Consider the following 17,298-nt stretch of genomic DNA (forward strand, 5'->3'; position numbering starts at 1 on the left):
GGAGGACCCGCCCGGGGCTCACATGCCGGAGACGGCCCGTACGGCAGCGGTCACGACGACGGCCGCGGCCACCACCACGAGGAAGGGCGCCCGCAGCAGGAGGGCGACGGCCGCCGCCGCGAGTCCGGCCGAGCGCGCGTCCACGGCCAGCCGCAGTCCGCTGGTGCCGAAGGTCTGCAAGGCGGTGAGTGCTGCGAGGAGTGCGATGGGCACGAGCGCGGCGAGGCGCTTGACCAGGGGGCGTTCCAGTAGTCCCGCCGGTACGGACAGGCCCAGCAGTTTGACCGCGTAGCAGCCGAGGGCCGTCACGATGACGGCGATCCAGGTACTCGCTCCTGTGCTCATTCCTCTCCCTCTCCCCGTGCCTGTACTGGTGTCCGCTCCGGCTTCCGTACGGCTCCTGATGCGTCCTTTCCGGTGCGCTTCGCACGGGTGACGGCCAGGACGAGGGGCGCGGCCAGGGCGGCGACCAGGACCGGGACTCCGGCGGGCAGGAGTGGCAGGCAGACAAGGCCGAGCAGGACGGCGACCGCGGCGACCGCCCGTTCGGCGCGCCCCTTGACCATGGGGGCGAGGAGCGCGAGGAAGACGGCGGGACCTGCGGCGTCCAGCCCCCAGGAGGCGGGGTCGCCGAGCGCCGAAGCGCCCAGGGCGCCAATGAGGGTGGTCAGATTCCACAGGGCGTAGAGGCTGACTCCGGTGACGGTGAAGCCCAGCCGCGCGGAGGCGCGGTCCTTCTGCGCCAACGCGACCGCGGAGGTCTCGTCGATGACCCACTGCGCGGCCAGTGGCCGTATCGCGGCGGGCAGGCGGAGGAGTTGGGAGAGCCGGAGACCGTAGAAGGCGTTGCGGGTGCCGAGGAAGAAGGCGCCCGCGGCTGCCGCGAAGGGGTTGCCGCCCGCTCCCAGCGCGCTGACCAGGGCGAATTGCGACGCTCCGGTGAACACCAGCAGGGACAGGGCGCAGGTCTGGGCGAGTGCGAGCCCGGCTCCGGCGGAGGTCACGCCGAAGGCGAAGCCGGAGAGCCCGACGGCGACGCCGACGCCGAGGGCGTCGCGGACGACCTGGGCGCGTGCGGAGCGCGGCTGCCGGTCCGCCAGCCCGGTGGGTTCCCTGTGGTCGGCGGATTCCGCGGGTTCTGTGGCTATCGGATGTCCCGTCACCCGCATGAGGCTAGGGACGGCGGGACAGCGGGTCTTGTACGTTCTTGCGCTCGCGTTGGTAGGCGCCGGGCGGGACGCCGACGATCCGGGCGAAGTGCCGGTTGAGGTGGGGCTGGTCGGTGAAGCCGACGGTGGCCGCCGTGTCGGCCGGGCTGACGCCTGTGTCGAGCAGGCGGCGGGCGGCCCTGACCCTTTCACCGGTCAGCCAGGCGTGCGGCGGCAGTCCGTAAGCGGCCTTGAAGGCGCGCAGCAGGGCGAAGGGGCCGGTGCCGAGCTCGCGGGCCAGTTCCTCCAGGCTCGGCGGGGCCGCCAGGCGGGTGGCCAGCAGGTCGCGGGCGCGGGCCGCGACGCCCGCGCCGCCGTTGAGCACGGGGCCGGGGGCCGCGGAGCTCGCGTGGCGGGCGAGCATCCGGGCGACGACGAGGCGCAGCTGCGTGTCGGCGGCGAGCGCGTTGTCCCCTTCGGCGGCGCGGTGGACGGCGGCGATCATGCGGGCGGTCACGGGGTCGTCGAGTACAGAGGCGTTGAAGGACGGGGTGCCGCGCAGCGCCGTGGTCTCCGCGGCGACGGCGGCGACCACGGCGGGCGAGGGGTAGAGGACGCGGTAGCTCCAGCCCTCCTCGACGCCCGCGTAGGCGGTGTGCGGGGTCTCGGGGTTGATCAGGACGACCGCGCCCGCGCCCGCCCGCTCGGCTCCGCCGGGCAGCCCGATGCCCTCGACGCCGCCGGTGACCGCCGCGATCACGTAGCTGTCGTGGGCGTGCCGGGTGAAGGTGTGCCGGACGTAGCGGGCACGCAGCAGGTCGACCCCGGGCAGTCCGGGGTGTTCCCAGTACCTGGCCTGCTCTCGCACCGTCACACGGCCATTGTGGACTGGTGGCGGACGGGTGGCGGACCGGGGCGTCCAGCGAGTTATCCACAGGCTGAGGGGTCGGCCGCCGCGCGGTGTCGGTGCGGCGAGGCAGGATGGATGCCATGTCCAGTCGCAGCAGTCTCGACGCGTTCTCCCCGGCCACCCGCGCGTGGTTCACGGGGGCGTTCAGCGAGCCCACCGACGCCCAGGCCGGGGCGTGGTCGGCCATCGCCGAGGGCTCCGACGTGCTGGTCGTCGCGCCGACCGGTTCCGGCAAGACGCTGGCGGCCTTCCTCGCCGCCCTGGACCGGCTGGCCAGCACCCCGCCGCCCGCCGAGGCCCGCCGCCGGTGCCGGGTGCTGTACGTGTCGCCGCTGAAGGCGCTCGCGGTGGACGTCGAGCGCAATCTGCGCAGCCCGCTCGCCGGGCTGCGGCAGGAGTCGGTGCGGCTGGGGCTGCCGGAGCCCGAGGTGCGGGTCGGCATCCGCTCGGGCGACACGCCTCCGGCGGAGCGGCGGGCGCTGGTGACCAGGCCACCGGACATTTTGATCACCACCCCCGAATCTCTGTTCCTGATGCTCACCTCCGCCGCGCGGGAGGCGCTGAGCGGGGTCGAGACCGTGATCCTGGACGAGGTGCACGCGGTCGCGGGCACCAAGCGCGGGGCGCATCTGGCGCTCTCCCTGGAGCGGCTGGACGAGTTCCTTGACCGGCCCGCCCGCCGGATCGGACTGTCGGCGACCGTCCGGCCGGTGGACGAGATCGCCCGCTATCTGTCACCGCGCCGCAAGGTGACGATCGTCCAGCCGCCGTCGCAGAAGCGGTTCGACCTGTCGGTGGTCGTGCCGGTGGAGGATCTGGGCGAGCTCGGCGGTTCCCCGGTGGCCGAGCACACCGGGCCGGCGGCGGGTCCCGCCGAGCGGGCCTCGATCTGGCCGCATGTGGAGGAGCGGATCGCCGACCTGGTGCAGGCGCACCGCTCCACGATCGTCTTCGCCAATTCGCGCCGTCTGGCGGAGCGACTGTGCAATCGGCTCAATGAGATCGCCTACGAGCGGGCCGAGGGCGAGGCGCTGCCCGAGGCGCACTCCCCCGCCGAGATCATGGCCCAGTCCGGTGCCGCCAAAGGCACTCCGCCAGTGCTGGCCAGGGCCCACCACGGCTCGGTGTCCAAAGAGCAGCGGGCCCTGGTGGAAGAGGACCTGAAGGCGGGGCGACTGCCCGCGGTCGTCGCGACCTCCAGCCTTGAGCTGGGGATCGACATGGGTGCGGTCGATCTGGTGGTGCAGGTGGAGTCGCCGCCCTCGGTCGCGTCCGGTCTGCAACGGGTCGGGCGCGCGGGGCACCAGGTGGGAGCGGTCTCCACCGGGGTCGTCTTCCCCAAGTACCGCGGTGATCTGGTGCAGTCCGCCGTGGTGACCGAGCGGATGCGGCAGGGCGCGATCGAGTCGCTGCGGGTGCCCGCGAACCCGCTGGACGTGCTGGCCCAGCAGATCGTGGCGATGACCGCGCTCGACACCTGGGACGTGGACGACCTGCTGGCCCTGGTGCGGCGTGCGGCGCCGTTCTCCGCGCTGCCCCACTCCGCCTACATCGCGGTTCTCGACATGCTGGCCGGGCGCTACCCCTCGGACGCCTTCGCCGAACTGCGACCGCGCCTGGTGTGGGACCGGGTGGCGAACACGGTGACCGGGCGCCCCGGCACCCAGCGGCTCGCCGTCACTTCCGGCGGCACGATCCCCGACCGCGGGCTGTTCGGGGTGTTCCTGGCGGGCTCCGACCCGAAGAAGGGCGGCGGCCGGGTCGGGGAGCTGGACGAGGAGATGGTGTACGAGTCCCGGGTCGGGGACGTCTTCACCCTGGGCACCACCTCGTGGCGGATCGAGGACATCACCCGCGACCGGGTCCTGGTCTCGCCCGCGCCGGGAGTGCCGGGACGGCTGCCGTTCTGGAAGGGCGACCAACTCGGCCGCCCGCTCGAACTCGGCCGTGCGCTGGGCGCGTTCCTGCGCGAGGTGGGCGCGCTGGCACCGGAGCGGGCCAGGGAGCGGCTGACGGCGGCCGGTCTCGACACCTGGGCGTCGGACAACGTGCTGTCGTACCTGGCCGAGCAGCGGCAGGCGTGCGGTCATGTGCCGGACGACCGGACGATCGTGGTCGAGCGGTTCCGCGACGAGTTGGGCGACTGGCGGGTCGTCATCCACTCCCCCTTCGGCGCGCAGGTGCACGCGCCGTGGGCGCTGGCGCTCGGCGCGCGGCTCCAGGAGCGCTACGGCCTGGACGCCCAGGCGATGCACGCCGACGACGGGATCGTGCTGCGGCTGCCGGACGCCGACTTGATGGGCCTGGATCTGCTGGACTCCGATCCGGTGCTGCGCGGCGCGGAGTTCGACCCCGAGCAGTCGCCGGTGGGCGCGGCGGATGTCGCCTTCGACAAGGGCGAGGTCGAACAGCTCGTCACCGATCAGGTGGGCGGCTCGGCCCTGTTCGCCTCCCGGTTCCGCGAGTGCGCCGCCCGCGCCCTGCTGTTGCCGCGCCGCGACCCCGGAAAGCGCACCCCGTTGTGGCAGCAGCGCCAGCGTGCCTCGCAATTGCTCCAGGTCGCCTCGGAGTTCGGCTCCTTCCCGATCGTCCTTGAGGCGGTCCGCGAATGCCTTCAGGACGTCTTCGACGTGCCGGGCCTGGTGGAGCTGATGGGCGACATCGAGGCCCGCAGGGTGCGGCTGGTCGAGGTGACCACGCCCGAGCCGTCGCCCTTCGCCCGCTCGTTGCTGTTCGGCTATGTGGCGCAGTTCCTCTACGAGGGTGACTCGCCGCTGGCTGAGCGGCGGGCCGCGGCGCTGTCGCTGGACTCGCGGCTGCTGGCGGAACTGCTGGGGCAGGCGGAGCTGCGCGAGTTGCTGGACGCCGACGTCCTGGCCGAGCTGGACACCGAATTGCAGTGGCTGACCGAGGACCGGCGGGTGAAGAGCTCCGAGGGGGTCGCGGATCTGCTGCGGGTGCTCGGGCCACTGACCGGCGCGGAGTTGGCCGCGCGGGGCGCGGAGCCGGTGTGGGCGGAGGAGTTGGAGACGGCCAGGCGCGCGATCCGGGTGCGGATCGCCGGGGCGGAGCACTGGGCGGCGGTCGAGGACGCGGGGCGGTTGCGGGACGCGCTCGGTACGGCGCTGCCGGTGGGCGTGCCGGTGGCGTTCACCGAGCCGGTGAAGGACCCGCTGGGGGATCTGCTCGCCCGGTACGCGCGCACGCACGGTCCATTCACGACCAAGGAGGCGGCCGGGAGATTCGGCCTGGGCGCTGCGGTCGCGGACGGGACGCTGCAACGGCTGACGGCGGCGGGCCGTACGGTGCAGGGCGAATTCCGGCCGGGCGGCGCGGGCCAGGAGTGGTGCGACGCGACGGTGCTGCGGCGGTTGCGGCGCCGCTCGCTGGCGGCGCTGCGGCAGGAGTTGGAGCCCGTGCCGCCCGCCACACTCGGCGTCTTCCTCCCGCAGTGGCAGCACGTGGGCACGCACAGCCTGCGTGGTCCCGACGGGCTGGTGCGGGCCGTGGAGCAGTTGCAGGGCGCGTCCGTGCCCGCGTCGGCGCTGGAGAAGCTGGTGCTGCCGTCCCGGGTGACGGGCTACAACCCGGCGATGCTGGACGAGTTGACGGCCTCCGGCGAGATCCTGTGGGCGGGGGCGGGCGCGCTGCCGGGCAAGGACGGCTGGGTATCGCTCTACCTCGCCGACAGCGCCCCTCTGCTGCTGCCCGCCCCGCAGCCGCTGGAGCTGTCCCCGCTGCACGAAGCGGTGCTGGCCGCGCTGTCCGGCGGCTACGGTCTCTTCTTCCGGCAGATCGCCGAGCAGGTCCGGGCGGCGGGCCAGGACACCACCGATCCCCAACTGGCCGACGCCGTCTGGGACCTGGCCTGGTCGGGACGGCTCACCAACGACACGCTGTCGCCGCTCAGGGCGCTCCTCGGCTCGGGACGTACCGCGGGTTCCACCGCGCACCGGGCGCCGCGGTCCGTGCCGCGCGGCCGGTACAGCTCGCTGGCGACTCGCGCCCCGCGTGCGACGGCGTCCCGCTCCGGTCCGCCGACCACCGCGGGCCGCTGGTCCCTCGTACCGTCCGCCGAACCCGACCCCACGCTGCGGGCGCACGCCCTCACGCACACGCTGCTCGACCGGCACGGCGTGGTCACCCGGGGCGCCGTGGCCGCCGAGGGCGTCGCGGGCGGCTTCTCCGCGGCCTACCGGGTGCTCGCGGCCTTCGAGGAGACCGGGCAGGCCCGGCGCGGCTACGTGGTGGAGGGACTGGGAGCGGCACAATTCGCCATGGACGGCGCCGTCGACCGGCTGCGCGCCCTGAGCACGGCGCGCGACCGCGAGGAGGAGCACGCCGCCCGCGCCCGTACGGTGGTGCTCGCCGCCGCCGACCCCGCGAACGCCTATGGCGCGGCCCTCCCCTGGCCCGAGCAGCCTGCGGGCGTCACCCACAAACCGGGCCGCAAAGCCGGCGCCTTGGTCGTGCTCATCGACGGAGAGCCCGCCCTCTACGTCGAGCGCGGCGGCAAGACGCTGCTGGCGTGGCCCGACGACGAGATACGTCTCCAGGCCGCCGCGGACGCGCTGGCGCTGGCCGTCCGCGAGGGCGCGCTGGGCCGCCTCACGGTGGAGCGAACCAATGGTGAGTCGGCCCTCACCTCGCCCCTCGGCCGTGCTCTGGAAGCCGCGGGCTTCCACGCCACTCCGCGCGGTCTGCGCCTGCGGGACGGCGGATAGAGCCCGGTCGGGCTGAGGGCGGCGGAGGCGGAGGGCCACTGCGAGGGGCAGTCGCGCGAGCCGAGTGCCCCTGCCTGGCGCCTCAGGGAGTCGCCCCGGTCTGCGGGCCGCTCGGAGGCGCCCGCCGCCGTGCGCGTCTCACCCCGCCCTGGGCGACCGGGCGCGGGCTCGCCGCGGCCGGTCGCCCGCCCCGGCGAGGCGGGGACCGGGGAGGGTGCCTGGGGCGGGCGCCCGCGTCAGGTCGTGGCGCGGAGTTGTTGGGCGATGGCGTCGAAGCCACGGCGTTCGGCGTGTTGGAGAGGGGTGACGCCGTCGGCGTCGGAGAGGGAGGGGGAAGCATGGGCGTCAAGGAGGAGTCGGACGATTTCCTGGTGGTCGGAGCCGCCGTCGCCGAGGATGACGGCTTCGAGGAGGGCGGTCCAGCCGAGCCGGTTGACGTGGTTGACGTCGATGTCGGTCTCGGCGAGGACGGCACGGACGTAGGCGACGTGGCCGCGTTCGGAGGCGGGGATGACGGAGACGCCGCCGAAACGGTTGGTGAGGGTCAGGTCGGGGTGCGCGGGCAGCAGGGCGCGCATCATCTCGACGCTGCCGGTCACGCCGGTGACCAGCCAGGGGGTGTCCTGACGGTAGTCCCGCGCGTCGGGGTCGGCCCCGGCGGCGACCAGTCTGCGGGCCGCCTCGGGGTGGTCGGCGAGCGCGGCGAGCAGCAGCGGGGTGCGCCGTTGGTCGTCACGGGTCTCGATGTCCGCGCCCCCGTCGAGCAGGGCGGTCACCTGCTCCGCGTCGCCGCAGTGGGCGGCGTCCAGAAGCCTGGTGTTCAGGTCGGCCATGCCGGTGTCTCCTCCTTCTCCCGAATGCTTCTCCGGGTTTTCCCGCTTCTCCCGCTTCTCCCGCTTCTCCGGCTTCTCCGGTGCTTCGGGCTTTTCGCACGCCTCACGTCTGTCGGGCGCCGAGGTGATTGTCCCCCCGCCCGTCGGCCTTCAATGGCCGAGCGTTGCCGCTCCCGCCTGGGCGAACTGCTCGTCCTGGTCGCCGCTGGGCGCGCCGGCGACGCCGACCGCCGCGACGGGCCCGCTCTTGGCCGTGACCGGAACGGCGCCCGCGAGGAACAGCGTGCCGGGGATGTCCTTGAGCTGCGGGGTCTGCTGGAGGCGCTTGGAGAGTTCGGAGGTGGGGGCGTTCCAGGACACGGCGGTGTACGCCTTGCGCTCGGCGGACTCGTACGACTGGGGTCCCGCGCCGTCGCCGCGCAGGGTGACGACGGTGTTGCCGTCCCGGTCGACGACGGCGACGGTGACGTGCTGACCGGCGCGGTTCGCGGCGTTGAGGGCCGCCTGCGCGGCCTTCGTCGCGGCGGCGGTGGTGAGCCGGTCGACCTGACGGGTGTCCTTACCGTTCGCGGCGACGCTCACCGAGGCGGGGGCGGCCTTGCCGGACGCGGCCGGAGCGGCGGCGGTCGCGGAGACGGCTCCGAAGGTGGCCGCGCCGACGGCTGCGACGGCCACGGCGCCGGTCAGGACGCGGGTACGGGACGACATCTTCTTCATGGACGTTCCAACTCCTCGGGTCTGCGGGCCCGCCTTCGCGCTCCCGCCTCTGCCTTCGATCCTCGGGCCGGACCGGGGCCGCGCCGGTCCGCGATACGGATCGCCCGCGCGGGCATGATGGAGGACAGGCGGGTCATCCGATCGGTCTATGCGCGGGCCGTTCCGGCAGGTCACGCTGCGAATGGCGGCCGGTCACCGGGTCGCCCCCTCGTACCGCTCGCAGCGCCCCGACCCCGCCCTCGACCAGGAGCCCCGATGCACAGCTCGCCGCCGCTCGGCCAGGACCGGGACACACCCCCGGCCACGGCGCCGGCTCCGGAGCCGAACCGGAGGCAGGAGTCAGAGCTGAGGCCGGAATCGGAGCGGGAGGCTGAGACGAGCCCTGACCCGGACGGTTGGTGGCTGGCGGCGGTCATGAACGGCGCCTTCGTCGTCCTCCTCGCGGGCGCGCTCATCCGCTTCATCGACCGGCACCCCGACAGCGGTCGCCTGCCGTGGGTGATCGGGCTGAGCGTCACGCTCACGGTCCTCCAGTTCGCGGGCCGCCGGCTCGGGCGGCGACGCGAACCGCTCCCCCGTGGGTGGGAGCTGGCACGGCTCGCCGCACTCGTCGCCTGTTGGACCGCCGTCGTCCTGCTGGCACCGAGCTTCGCCTGGTGCGCCGTCCCGCTCATCTACACGGGCCTGCGGTCGCTGCCGACCCGGGCGGCCGTGGCGCTCGTGGCCGCGCTCGCCGTACTCGTCGTCATCGCGGAACTGCGGCTGGCGGACGGGACGGACCCCAATCTGGTGCTGCTGCCGCCCGCCGTCGCCACCCTCGCGACCGCCGTCTTCGTCCACATGCGGCGGCAGACCGGCCGCCAGCAGGCCCTCATCGACGATCTGGTGCGGACCCGCCGCGAACTGGCGGCCACCGAACGGCGCGAGGGCACCCTCGCGGAACGGCAACGGCTGTCGATGGAGATCCACGACAGCCTCGCGCAGGGCCTGTCCAGCCAGCGGATGCTACTCCAGGCCGCGGACCGGATCTGGGAGACGGCGCCGGACGCCGCCCGCGGCCACGTCCGTACCGCCACCGCCGTGGCCGAGCAGAATCTCGCCGAAGCACGCCGCTTCGTGCACGACCTCACGCCCGCCGCGCTCGTCGGACAGGGCCTGGACGACGCCCTGCGCGCGCTCGCCGCGAAGCACTCGGAAGAATCCGAAGACACCGAAGACACCGACCACTCACCGCGGTCCGGGCCCTCGGCCCTCACGGTCCGCTGCCACGTGGAGGGCGCGCCCGTACCGCTCCCGGACCGTACGCGGTCGGCGCTGCTGCGGATCGCGCAGGGCGCGCTCGCCAACACCGCGGAGCACGCCGGGGCCACCCATGCCACGCTCACGCTCACATATCTCGACGACCAGGTGCTGCTCGACGTCTCCGACGACGGGCGCGGCTTCGATCCGGCCACCGTCGCCGCCACCGGCGTACGCGGCCATGGACTGCCCGCGATCCGCGCAAGGGTGGGCCAGCTCGGCGGCACCCTGAGCATCGAGTCCGCCCCCGGCGAGGGCACCGTGCTGTCCGTCGCCGTCCCCCTCGAATCCCTGGAGGCCGCGCTGTGACCGAGATCCGTCCCGTCCGTCTCGTGGTCTGCGACGACCACGCCGTGGTGCGTGCCGGACTGATGGCGCTGCTGGCCAGCGCGGACGGCATCGAGGTGGTGGGCGAAGCGGGCAGCGGCGAGGAGGCCGTCGCGATGGCGGCGAAGACGCGGCCGGACGTGGTCCTCATGGACCTCCAGCTCGGTCCGGGGATCGACGGCGTCGAGGCCACCCGCCGGATCGCCGCCGCCGCGGCCCAGGTCCAGGCCCAAGCCCAAGCACCGGCACCGGCACCGGCACCGGCACCGGCCGAATCCGTTCGGCCGGAGACGCCCGGAACAGCCGCCACGCCCGAAACAGGCACGGCGCCCGGCGGCCCGTACGTCCTCGTCCTCACCACGTACGACACCGACGCCGACATCACCCGCGCCATCGAGGCGGGCGCGACCGGCTACCTGCTGAAGGCCGAGCGCCCGGAGGAGCTGTTCTCCGCGATCCGCGCCGCCGCGCAGGGCCGCACCGCGCTGTCGCCACCCGTCGCGGGGCGCGTGATGGCCCATATGCGGTCGCCGGGACCGCAGTTGACCGCCCGAGAGCGCGACATTCTCGGCCAACTCGCCCGCGGCCTCGGCAACCGCGACATCGCCCGCGCCCTCTTCATCAGCGAGGCCACCGTCAAGACCCACCTCGGCCGGATCTACGACAAGCTCGGCGTCGACACCCGTGCGGGCGCGGTGGCCGCGGCGACCGAACGCCGCCTGCTCGGCTGATCCCGAGCCCCGAACCCCGAACTCGGACCCCGGCACCCCGCCACCCCGGCACCCCGCCACCAGGGGCGCACCCGAACCCCCGACCGTCCCGACGTGACCCCCGACCCCACCCCGCGTCATCATGGACAGATGCCCGAGGGAGACACGGTCTGGCTGACGGCCCGCCGACTGCATGACGCGCTGGCGGGGCGCGCCCTCGTGCGGGCGGACCTGCGGGTGCCGCAGTTGGCCACGGCCGATCTGACCGGCCGCCGGGTCCTGGAAGTCGTGAGCCGCGGCAAGCACCTCCTGACCCGGCTGGACGGCGGCGCGACGCTCCACTCGCATCTGCGGATGGAGGGCTCCTGGCACCTGTACGCGCCCGGTGAGCACTGGCGCGGCGGTCCCGCCCACCAGATCAGGGCGGTGCTGGAGACGGAGCACAGGACGGCCGTCGGATACCGGCTGCCGGTGCTGGCGCTGCTGCCGACCGCCGAGGAGTCCGAGGCCGTCGGCCACCTGGGCCCCGATCTGCTCGGGCCCGGCTGGGACCCGACGCGGGCGCTGGCGCGGCTGGTCGCGGAGCCGGAGCGGGAGATCGCCGAGGCGCTGCTCGACCAGCGCAATATGGCGGGGCTCGGCAATGTGTACGTGGTCGAGCTGTGTTTTCTGCGCGGGGTGACGCCGTGGACGACGGTCGGCGAGGTCAGGGCGCCGGAGAAGGTGGTCGCGCTGGCGAAGCGGCTGCTGGAGGCGAACAAGGAGCGCCCCGGCCACATCACCACGGGCGATACGCGGCGCGGCCGTACGCACTGGGTCTACGACCGGGCGAACCGGCCGTGTCTGCGCTGCGGCACCACGGTCAGGACCGACCGACACGGCAGGGCGGACCAGAGCCGGGTCGCGTACTGGTGCCCGAGCTGCCAGAAAGGTCCGCCCCCGCACAGCAATTGACGGACCGTCAGATTCAGTCGTACGGTCGGACGCATGACGGTCACGGCGTACGACCTCAGCGGGCGGGTCGCCCTGGTCACCGGAGCGGCGAGCGGGATCGGCCGGGCCAGCGCGCGGTCGCTGGCGTCAGCGGGCGCGGTCGTGGTGTGCGCGGACCGGGACGAGCCGGGGGTACGCGAGACGGCAGCGCTGATCGACAAGGCCGGCGGGCGGGCCGAACCCAGGGCGCTCGACGTCACCGACAAGGCGGCCATCGCCCGGACCGTCGCCGGCATCGTCCGGGATCACGGCGGCCTCGACATACTGGCGGCCGTCGCCGGGATCATGCACAGCAGCGGCGTCCTCGACACCAGCGACGACGACCTGGACCGCGTTCTGGCGGTGAATTTCCGCGGGGTGCTGCACTGCGCCCAGGAGGCGGCCCGCGCGATGGCCGACCGCGGCGGCGGCAGCATCATCACGATGTCGTCCAGCGCGATCGACACGGGCGCGCGCGGCCTGCTCTGTTACAGCGTGTCCAAGGCGGCCGTCGTCCAGCTCACCAAGACCCTCGCCACCGAACTGGGCCCGCTCGGCATCCGCGCCAACACCGTGGCCCCCGGTTTCATCCGCACCCCGATGACCGCGCACTACGGCACCGGCGCCGACGGGGTGTTCGACGAGAGGGCGCAGGCCCGCGCCGAGGAGTCGCTGGCGCGCATGTCCCCGCTGGGCCGGGTCGGCAGGCCCGAGGACGTGGCCCCGGCCGTGCTCTACCTCGCCTCAGACGCCTCCGCCTTCGTCACCGGCCAGATCCTCCGCCCCAACGGCGGGGTGGCCATGCCCTGGTAGGACGCATCCCCGGAATCCGGCGTCGGGCGACAACCGTCCGGTCCGCACCCGTTCCATCGGCCCCCGCGGAACCGACGGCCCGTCCGCGTCACCCGCCACAGCCGCCCGCATCCGCCGCTTCACCGTCGGCACAGCGTGCAGCGGTATGAGCCCGAGACTCCAGCCGCCCGCGGCCATCGCACCCTCCCACGGCCCGACGGCCTCCGGCCGTATCCACAGGCGCAGTACCGCCCACCACCACAGCAGCCCGCAGACGAGCGCGAAAAGGACGGCGGCGGAGCGTACGGCCAGGCCGGACCCCGTACGACGGACACCGGATTCCGCACGGCGGCCGGCGCATCCCGTACGGCGGATCGCAGAACCGTCCAGCGTCTCCCGGTCCGGCAGCCGCACCGGTGACCGACACCATGACCGACGCCATGACCGGCCCCACACCCGGTCCGTGGCCTGGAGCACGCGAACTCGCGGTGCACGCATGGCCGCCTCCTTCGGACCCCCGAGGTTGCGGCGGGAGGCCGCCCGCGGCGGGTCCCGTACTCAGGTGCGATGCCCTGCCGCCAAGATCGCTAGCCGCGCGCCGACAGGCCCCGGGCAACGTTCACCCGAAAGGGTCACTGCGCGGCCACGACCAGTGGCGACATATGCACCCAAAGCGACATTCCAGCCGCGTCAGACGTTCTCGGCCTGGAACATCCAGTGGAACTTCTCGATGTCGGCGGTGATCCCGATCAGGATGTCCTGGCTGACCGGATCGGGCTGCTCGGTGGTCTCGATCCGCTCGCGCATCCGCACGATCACGGCGTCCAGCGCGGCGACCATGATCTCGACGACCTCGGTGTCCTTGACCCAGCCGTCGGTCACCGTGTCGATCCCGCTGGTCTCGGCGACCGTGCGGGCCCGCCCGTCGGGCGTCACGCCGATCGCGGAGGCCCGCTCGGCGACCGTGTCGGAGTGCAGCCGGGCGGTGTCGACGACCTCGTCGAGCTGGAGATGGACAGAGCGGAAGCGCGGGCCGACGACATTCCAGTGCACCTGCTTGGCGAGCAGCGACAGGTCCACGAGGTCCACCAGAGCGCCTTGCAGCGCGTCTCCGACGGTCTTCCGGTCCGGCTCCGACAGCGGGCTCTTGACGACAGTCATGCGGTTCTCTCCTAGCGGATCGACACCATGAGGTCCGTTTCGCCCCCCTTGACCCTCCCCGCCTACCCTGCCTCGGGCTCGTACACATGGCAAAAGCACGAACGACAGCACGAACGACAACGCGGACGAAACGCGGACGAAAGCGCGGCCCGAAGCACGGCGAAAGCGCGGCCGACGTACGGGCACACGCCGACGGCCCCGACCGGGTGCGAGCCGGTCGGGGCCGTAGGAACAAGCGGGTCAGAAGGCTAGGCGGCGACCACGTCGACAGCCTCGGCAGACTTCTTGGGCGCCTTGATAGTGATCCGATCGTCCGGTGTGGACGTCATGGACGTGACAGAAGTGACCGCACCCAGCAGGGGCCGCATCGGCGCGGCAGTGGTCTCGGACGCCGCCGACTGTGCCAGCTCGGCAAGCGACAGATCGTCACTGACCTCCCGCATCACCTCGGACATAGGAAGGTCCAAGGCGTCGCAGATCGCCGAGAGCAGCTCGGATGACGCTTCCTTCTGCCCCCGTTCGACCTCTGACAGATAGCCCAGGGAAACCCGGGCGGACGAAGAGACCTCACGCAGGGTGCGGCCCTGGCGCTGGCGCTGCCGACGCAGCACGTCACCAAGCAGGCGACGGAGCAGGATCATCGGTGGCTCCCTCCTCGGACCGCGAATCCGCATCCTCTTCGCCCCACCGTACCGCCTCGGGCACCGGCCGTGCGGGGAGCGATGTCGTGTTCACTCAGGGCTGCAAACATCCCTTCCCCCCGTGTTCTTCCCTATCCTTCGCCTCCGGACTCTTCTCGGGGCGGGTCTTCCTCAGCTCCGAGGTCAGCAGTTCGAATACGGCGGCCACGGTCGCCCGCCGGATCTCCGTACGGTCACCCGACAGCCTGAGTGCGGCGCCCACCGCACCGCCGGGACCCGCGACGGCCACGAACACCGTGCCCACCGGCTGCCCGTCCTGCGGGTCGGGTCCCGCGACCCCGGTGGTCGCGGCGCCCCAGTCGGCGCCGAGCCGGTCCCGTACGCCCTCGGCCATCTCGCCGGCCACCTGGGCGTCCACCGCGCCGCGTGCGGCCAGCAGGCCCGCGTCCACCCCGAGCAGCTCGTGCTTGAGGGCGGTCGCGTACGCCGTCACCGAGCCGCGGAAGGTCCGGGAGGCGCCGGGCACCCCGGTCAGCTCCGCGGCCACCAGACCGCCGGTCAGGGACTCCGCGACGGCCAGCGTCCGGCCGCGCTCGTCCAGCAGCCGCAGTACCTCGGCCGCGTCCGCCCGCCCAGCGGCGGTCATACGCCCTGCGGTCGCTCGGCCCCGGCCTCGGCTTCCAGTTCGGCGCCGGCCACGGAATCCGCCGCGGTCGCGCCCGCCGGGGCAGGGGCCGGGGCCGGAGCGGCGGCCGCTTCCGCGACCGCCTCGGAGGCCGCCGCGACCGCGGCGCGCTCCGCCGCCAGTCCCGCGCGCCGCAGGACGACCGCCTGCCGTACGTAGTCGAAGCCGGTGGCGACGGTCAGGACGACCGCGGCGCCCATCATCCAGGCCCGTACGGTGGCCAGCGGGCCGGTCAGGATCAGGACGTACATGCCGACGGCGATGCCCTGCGTGAGCGTCTTGAGCTTGCCGCCCCGGCTGGCGGGGATCACGCCGTGCCTGATCACCCAGAACCGCAGGGCGGTGATGCCCAGTTCACGGAAGAGGATGACGACGGTGACCCACCAGGGCAGGTCGCCGAGGGCGGACAGGCCGACGAGCGCCGCGCCCATGATCGCCTTGTCGGCGATGGGGTCGGCGATCTTGCCGAAGTCGGTGACCAGGCCGTAGCGGCGGGCCAGCTCGCCGTCGAAGAGGTCGGTGATCATCGCGACGGCGAAGGCGGCCCAGGCGAAGGAGCGCCAGGCCGGGTCGTGCCCGTCGCCGTGCACGAGCAGCAGCACGAAGCCGGGGACCAGGACCAGCCGGGCCATCGTGAGCATGTTCGCGATGTTCCACAGATCGGCCTTGGGCAGCACCGCGTCCCCGAGGTGGTCGGGGGCCGAGGAGGCGGGGGCGGCGGGCGCGGGGGCTCCGGTCATCTGCCCACCTCCTGCAGGCCGCGCGAAGCGCCGGTCACGCCCTCGGCCGCGGTCGTCGTATCGGTGCCGCCCCCGGTCACGCCTGTCGTGTCCGCCGTGTCCTGAAGCACGTCCAGCGGCTCCGCGATCAGGTCCACGCCCTCGGTCGCCGTCACCTTCGCCATGACGAAGGTCCCCGGCAGCGGCGCGGAAGCGCCGTCGGGCACCGTCAGCACGACCTGCCCGTCGGTCTCCGGCGCCTGGTGGTCGGCCCGGCCGGTCACCTCGCCGGTCTCCTCGTCCACCGCCTCGACCAGCACCCGTACGGTCGCGCCCAGCCGCTCCTCCGCGCGCTGCGCGGTCAGCTCCTCGGCCAGCCGCGAGACCCTGGCGAGCCTGGCGGCGACCACGTCCTCGTCGAGCTTGTCGCCGAAGGTCGCCGCCTCCGTACCGTCCTCGTCGGAGTAGCCGAACACGCCGATGGCGTCCAGCCTCGCGGAGCCCAGGAACCGTTCCAGCTCGGCCAGATCGGCTTCCGTCTCGCCGGGGAAGCCGACGATGAAGTTCGAGCGGACACCCGCCTCCGGGGCCTTGGCCCGGATGGTGTCCAGCAGTTCGAGGAAGCGGTCGGTGTCTCCGAAGCGGCGCATGGCCCGCAGTACGGCGGGCGCGGAGTGCTGGAAGGACAGGTCGAAGTACGGGACGACACCCGGAGTGCCGGTGAGCGCGTCGATGAGGCCGGGGCGCATCTCGGCGGGCTGGAGGTAGCTGACCCGGACCCGCTCGACGCCGTCGACCGCCGCCAGTTCCGGCAGCAGCGTCTCCAGCAGGCGGATGTCGCCGAGGTCCTTGCCGTACGAGGTGTTGTTCTCGCTGACCAGCATCACCTCCTTGACGCCCTCTCCGGCCAGCCAGCGGGTCTCGCCGAGGACGTCGGAGGGGCGGCGGGAGATGAAGGAGCCGCGGAAGGACGGGATCGCGCAGAAGGTGCAGCGGCGGTCGCAGCCGGAGGCGAGCTTCACGGAGGCGACGGGTCCCGAGTCCAGGCGGCGGCGCAGCGGCGCGCGCGGACCGGAGGCGGGCGCGACGCCCTCGGGCAGATCGGCGGGCGCCTCGGCCGCGAAGTCCCCGGAAGCCCCAAGAGCGCTCGCGGCGGCCCCGACCGGCTCCTCGCCCGGCGTCCCGTGCCCTTGTGCGTGCCCCGGCAGCGCCACACTCGCCGCCTGCCGCTCGGCGGGGCTGATCGGCAGCAGCTTGCGCCGGTCCCGCGGGGTGTGCGACGCGTGGACGCCGCCGGCCAGGATCGTCCGCAGCCGGTCGGAGATGTCCGCGTAGTCGTCGAAGCCGAGTACGCCGTCGGCCTCGGGCAGCGCCTCGGCCAGTTCCTTGCCGTACCGCTCGGCCATGCAGCCGACCGCGACGACGGCCTGGGTGCGCGCCTGTCCCTTGAGGTCGTTAGCCTCCAGGAGCGCGTCCACCGAGTCCTTCTTGGCCGCCTCGACGAAGCCGCAGGTGTTCACGACCGCCACATCGGCCTCGGAGGCGTCGTCGACCAACTGCCATCCGTCCGCCGCCAGCCGGCCGGCGAGTTCCTCGGAGTCCACCTCATTGCGGGCGCAGCCGAGCGTGACAAGAGCGACGGTACGGGGTTCGGGCATAC

Annotated in this window: 15 protein-coding genes; 5 read left to right on the plus strand and 10 right to left on the minus strand. The window is 73.5% G+C overall.

Going from position 1 to position 17,298, the window contains the following annotated elements:
• Positions 1–18: 18 nt before the first annotated feature.
• The 3 genes from BGM09_RS36880 to BGM09_RS36890 are packed head-to-tail and all read right to left on the minus strand — an operon-like array spanning position 19 to position 2,022.
• Positions 19–345, minus strand: a complete 327-nt coding sequence (locus BGM09_RS36880; RefSeq protein ID WP_188286124.1) for an AzlD domain-containing protein — start codon at positions 343–345, stop codon at positions 19–21.
• Positions 342–1,169 (minus strand): AzlC family ABC transporter permease, encoded by an 828-nt coding sequence (locus BGM09_RS36885; RefSeq protein ID WP_188286125.1) that lies wholly within the window; start codon positions 1,167–1,169, stop codon positions 342–344. The genes BGM09_RS36880 and BGM09_RS36885 overlap by 4 nt, the downstream gene beginning before the upstream one ends.
• A gap of 4 nt (positions 1,170–1,173) precedes the next feature.
• Positions 1,174–2,022: an AraC family transcriptional regulator gene (locus tag BGM09_RS36890; RefSeq protein ID WP_188286126.1), complete on the minus strand. Its 849-nt coding sequence runs from the start codon at positions 2,020–2,022 to the stop codon at positions 1,174–1,176.
• Between the two features lie 116 nt (positions 2,023–2,138).
• Between BGM09_RS36890 and BGM09_RS36895 the strand changes: the two genes are divergently transcribed.
• Positions 2,139–6,782: an ATP-dependent helicase gene (locus BGM09_RS36895; RefSeq protein WP_411158419.1), complete on the plus strand. Its 4,644-nt coding sequence runs from the start codon at positions 2,139–2,141 to the stop codon at positions 6,780–6,782.
• Positions 6,783–7,018: 236 nt separating this feature from the next.
• Here the strand turns inward: BGM09_RS36895 and BGM09_RS36900 are convergent, their stop codons facing one another.
• Both BGM09_RS36900 and BGM09_RS36905 read right to left on the minus strand, forming a co-directional pair.
• Entirely contained in the window at positions 7,019–7,615 is a 597-nt protein-coding gene (locus tag BGM09_RS36900) for an ankyrin repeat domain-containing protein (protein WP_188286128.1), read from the minus strand.
• Between the two features lie 150 nt (positions 7,616–7,765).
• Positions 7,766–8,332: a GlcG/HbpS family heme-binding protein gene (locus tag BGM09_RS36905; protein ID WP_188286129.1), complete on the minus strand. Its 567-nt coding sequence runs from the start codon at positions 8,330–8,332 to the stop codon at positions 7,766–7,768.
• Positions 8,333–8,587: 255 nt separating this feature from the next.
• Between BGM09_RS36905 and BGM09_RS36910 the strand changes: the two genes are divergently transcribed.
• The 4 genes from BGM09_RS36910 to BGM09_RS36925 all read left to right on the plus strand — a co-directional run bounded on the left by BGM09_RS36910 (position 8,588) and on the right by BGM09_RS36925 (position 12,453).
• Complete coding sequence (locus tag BGM09_RS36910) at positions 8,588–9,940, plus strand: sensor histidine kinase (RefSeq protein ID WP_188286130.1); 1,353 nt, start codon at positions 8,588–8,590, stop codon at positions 9,938–9,940.
• 62 nt (positions 9,941–10,002) lie between these two features.
• On the plus strand, positions 10,003–10,689 hold the full coding sequence (locus tag BGM09_RS36915; RefSeq protein ID WP_188286149.1) for a response regulator transcription factor: 687 nt from the start codon (positions 10,003–10,005) through the stop codon (positions 10,687–10,689).
• A 129-nt stretch (positions 10,690–10,818) separates the two neighbouring features.
• A complete protein-coding gene (locus tag BGM09_RS36920; protein ID WP_188286131.1) occupies positions 10,819–11,622 on the plus strand; it encodes an Fpg/Nei family DNA glycosylase in 804 nt (267 codons plus the stop codon).
• A gap of 33 nt (positions 11,623–11,655) precedes the next feature.
• On the plus strand, positions 11,656–12,453 hold the full coding sequence (locus BGM09_RS36925; protein WP_188286132.1) for an SDR family NAD(P)-dependent oxidoreductase: 798 nt from the start codon (positions 11,656–11,658) through the stop codon (positions 12,451–12,453).
• A gap of 669 nt (positions 12,454–13,122) precedes the next feature.
• On the opposite strand, the gene BGM09_RS36930 is transcribed toward BGM09_RS36925, so the two are convergent.
• The 5 genes from BGM09_RS36930 to rimO form a co-directional block, all read right to left on the minus strand.
• Positions 13,123–13,593 carry a Dps family protein gene (locus BGM09_RS36930; protein WP_188286133.1) on the minus strand — a complete coding sequence of 157 codons (471 nt, stop codon included), beginning with the start codon at positions 13,591–13,593 and terminating at the stop codon, positions 13,123–13,125.
• Between the two features lie 248 nt (positions 13,594–13,841).
• Positions 13,842–14,234, minus strand: coding sequence for a helix-turn-helix domain-containing protein (locus BGM09_RS36935; protein ID WP_188286134.1), 393 nt, complete (start codon positions 14,232–14,234; stop codon positions 13,842–13,844).
• 94 nt (positions 14,235–14,328) lie between these two features.
• Positions 14,329–14,880 carry a CinA family protein gene (locus BGM09_RS36940; protein WP_188286135.1) on the minus strand — a complete coding sequence of 184 codons (552 nt, stop codon included), beginning with the start codon at positions 14,878–14,880 and terminating at the stop codon, positions 14,329–14,331.
• Positions 14,877–15,659 (minus strand): CDP-diacylglycerol--glycerol-3-phosphate 3-phosphatidyltransferase, encoded by a 783-nt coding sequence (gene pgsA, locus BGM09_RS36945; RefSeq protein ID WP_188286136.1) that lies wholly within the window; start codon positions 15,657–15,659, stop codon positions 14,877–14,879. Before pgsA ends, BGM09_RS36940 begins: the two co-directional genes overlap by 4 nt.
• Positions 15,656–17,296, minus strand: a complete 1,641-nt coding sequence (rimO, locus tag BGM09_RS36950; protein ID WP_188286137.1) for a 30S ribosomal protein S12 methylthiotransferase RimO — start codon at positions 17,294–17,296, stop codon at positions 15,656–15,658. The genes pgsA and rimO overlap by 4 nt, the downstream gene beginning before the upstream one ends.
• Positions 17,297–17,298: the final 2 nt, after the last annotated feature.

This window comes from Streptomyces sp. CBMA29 (assembly GCF_014596445.1).
In the GTDB taxonomy this organism is placed as follows: domain Bacteria; phylum Actinomycetota; class Actinomycetes; order Streptomycetales; family Streptomycetaceae; genus Actinacidiphila.

Excerpts from the sequence above, each read along its gene's own strand:
- BGM09_RS36880 (WP_188286124.1), bottom strand. The coding sequence starts at position 345 with ATGAGCACAGGAGCGAGTACCTGGATCGCCGTCATCGTGACGGCCCTC.
- BGM09_RS36885 (WP_188286125.1), bottom strand. The coding sequence starts at position 1,169 with ATGCGGGTGACGGGACATCCGATAGCCACAGAACCCGCGGAATCCGCC.
- BGM09_RS36895 (WP_411158419.1), top strand. The coding sequence starts at position 2,139 with ATGTCCAGTCGCAGCAGTCTCGACGCGTTCTCCCCGGCCACCCGCGCG.
- BGM09_RS36900 (WP_188286128.1), bottom strand. The coding sequence starts at position 7,615 with ATGGCCGACCTGAACACCAGGCTTCTGGACGCCGCCCACTGCGGCGAC.
- BGM09_RS36905 (WP_188286129.1), bottom strand. The coding sequence starts at position 8,332 with ATGAAGAAGATGTCGTCCCGTACCCGCGTCCTGACCGGCGCCGTGGCC.
- BGM09_RS36910 (WP_188286130.1), top strand. The coding sequence starts at position 8,588 with ATGCACAGCTCGCCGCCGCTCGGCCAGGACCGGGACACACCCCCGGCC.
- BGM09_RS36915 (WP_188286149.1), top strand. The coding sequence starts at position 10,003 with ATGGCGCTGCTGGCCAGCGCGGACGGCATCGAGGTGGTGGGCGAAGCG.
- BGM09_RS36920 (WP_188286131.1), top strand. The coding sequence starts at position 10,819 with ATGCCCGAGGGAGACACGGTCTGGCTGACGGCCCGCCGACTGCATGAC.
- BGM09_RS36925 (WP_188286132.1), top strand. The coding sequence starts at position 11,656 with ATGACGGTCACGGCGTACGACCTCAGCGGGCGGGTCGCCCTGGTCACC.
- BGM09_RS36930 (WP_188286133.1), bottom strand. The coding sequence starts at position 13,593 with ATGACTGTCGTCAAGAGCCCGCTGTCGGAGCCGGACCGGAAGACCGTC.
- BGM09_RS36935 (WP_188286134.1), bottom strand. The coding sequence starts at position 14,234 with ATGATCCTGCTCCGTCGCCTGCTTGGTGACGTGCTGCGTCGGCAGCGC.
- BGM09_RS36940 (WP_188286135.1), bottom strand. The coding sequence starts at position 14,880 with ATGACCGCCGCTGGGCGGGCGGACGCGGCCGAGGTACTGCGGCTGCTG.
- pgsA (WP_188286136.1), bottom strand. The coding sequence starts at position 15,659 with ATGACCGGAGCCCCCGCGCCCGCCGCCCCCGCCTCCTCGGCCCCCGAC.
- rimO (WP_188286137.1), bottom strand. The coding sequence starts at position 17,296 with ATGCCCGAACCCCGTACCGTCGCTCTTGTCACGCTCGGCTGCGCCCGC.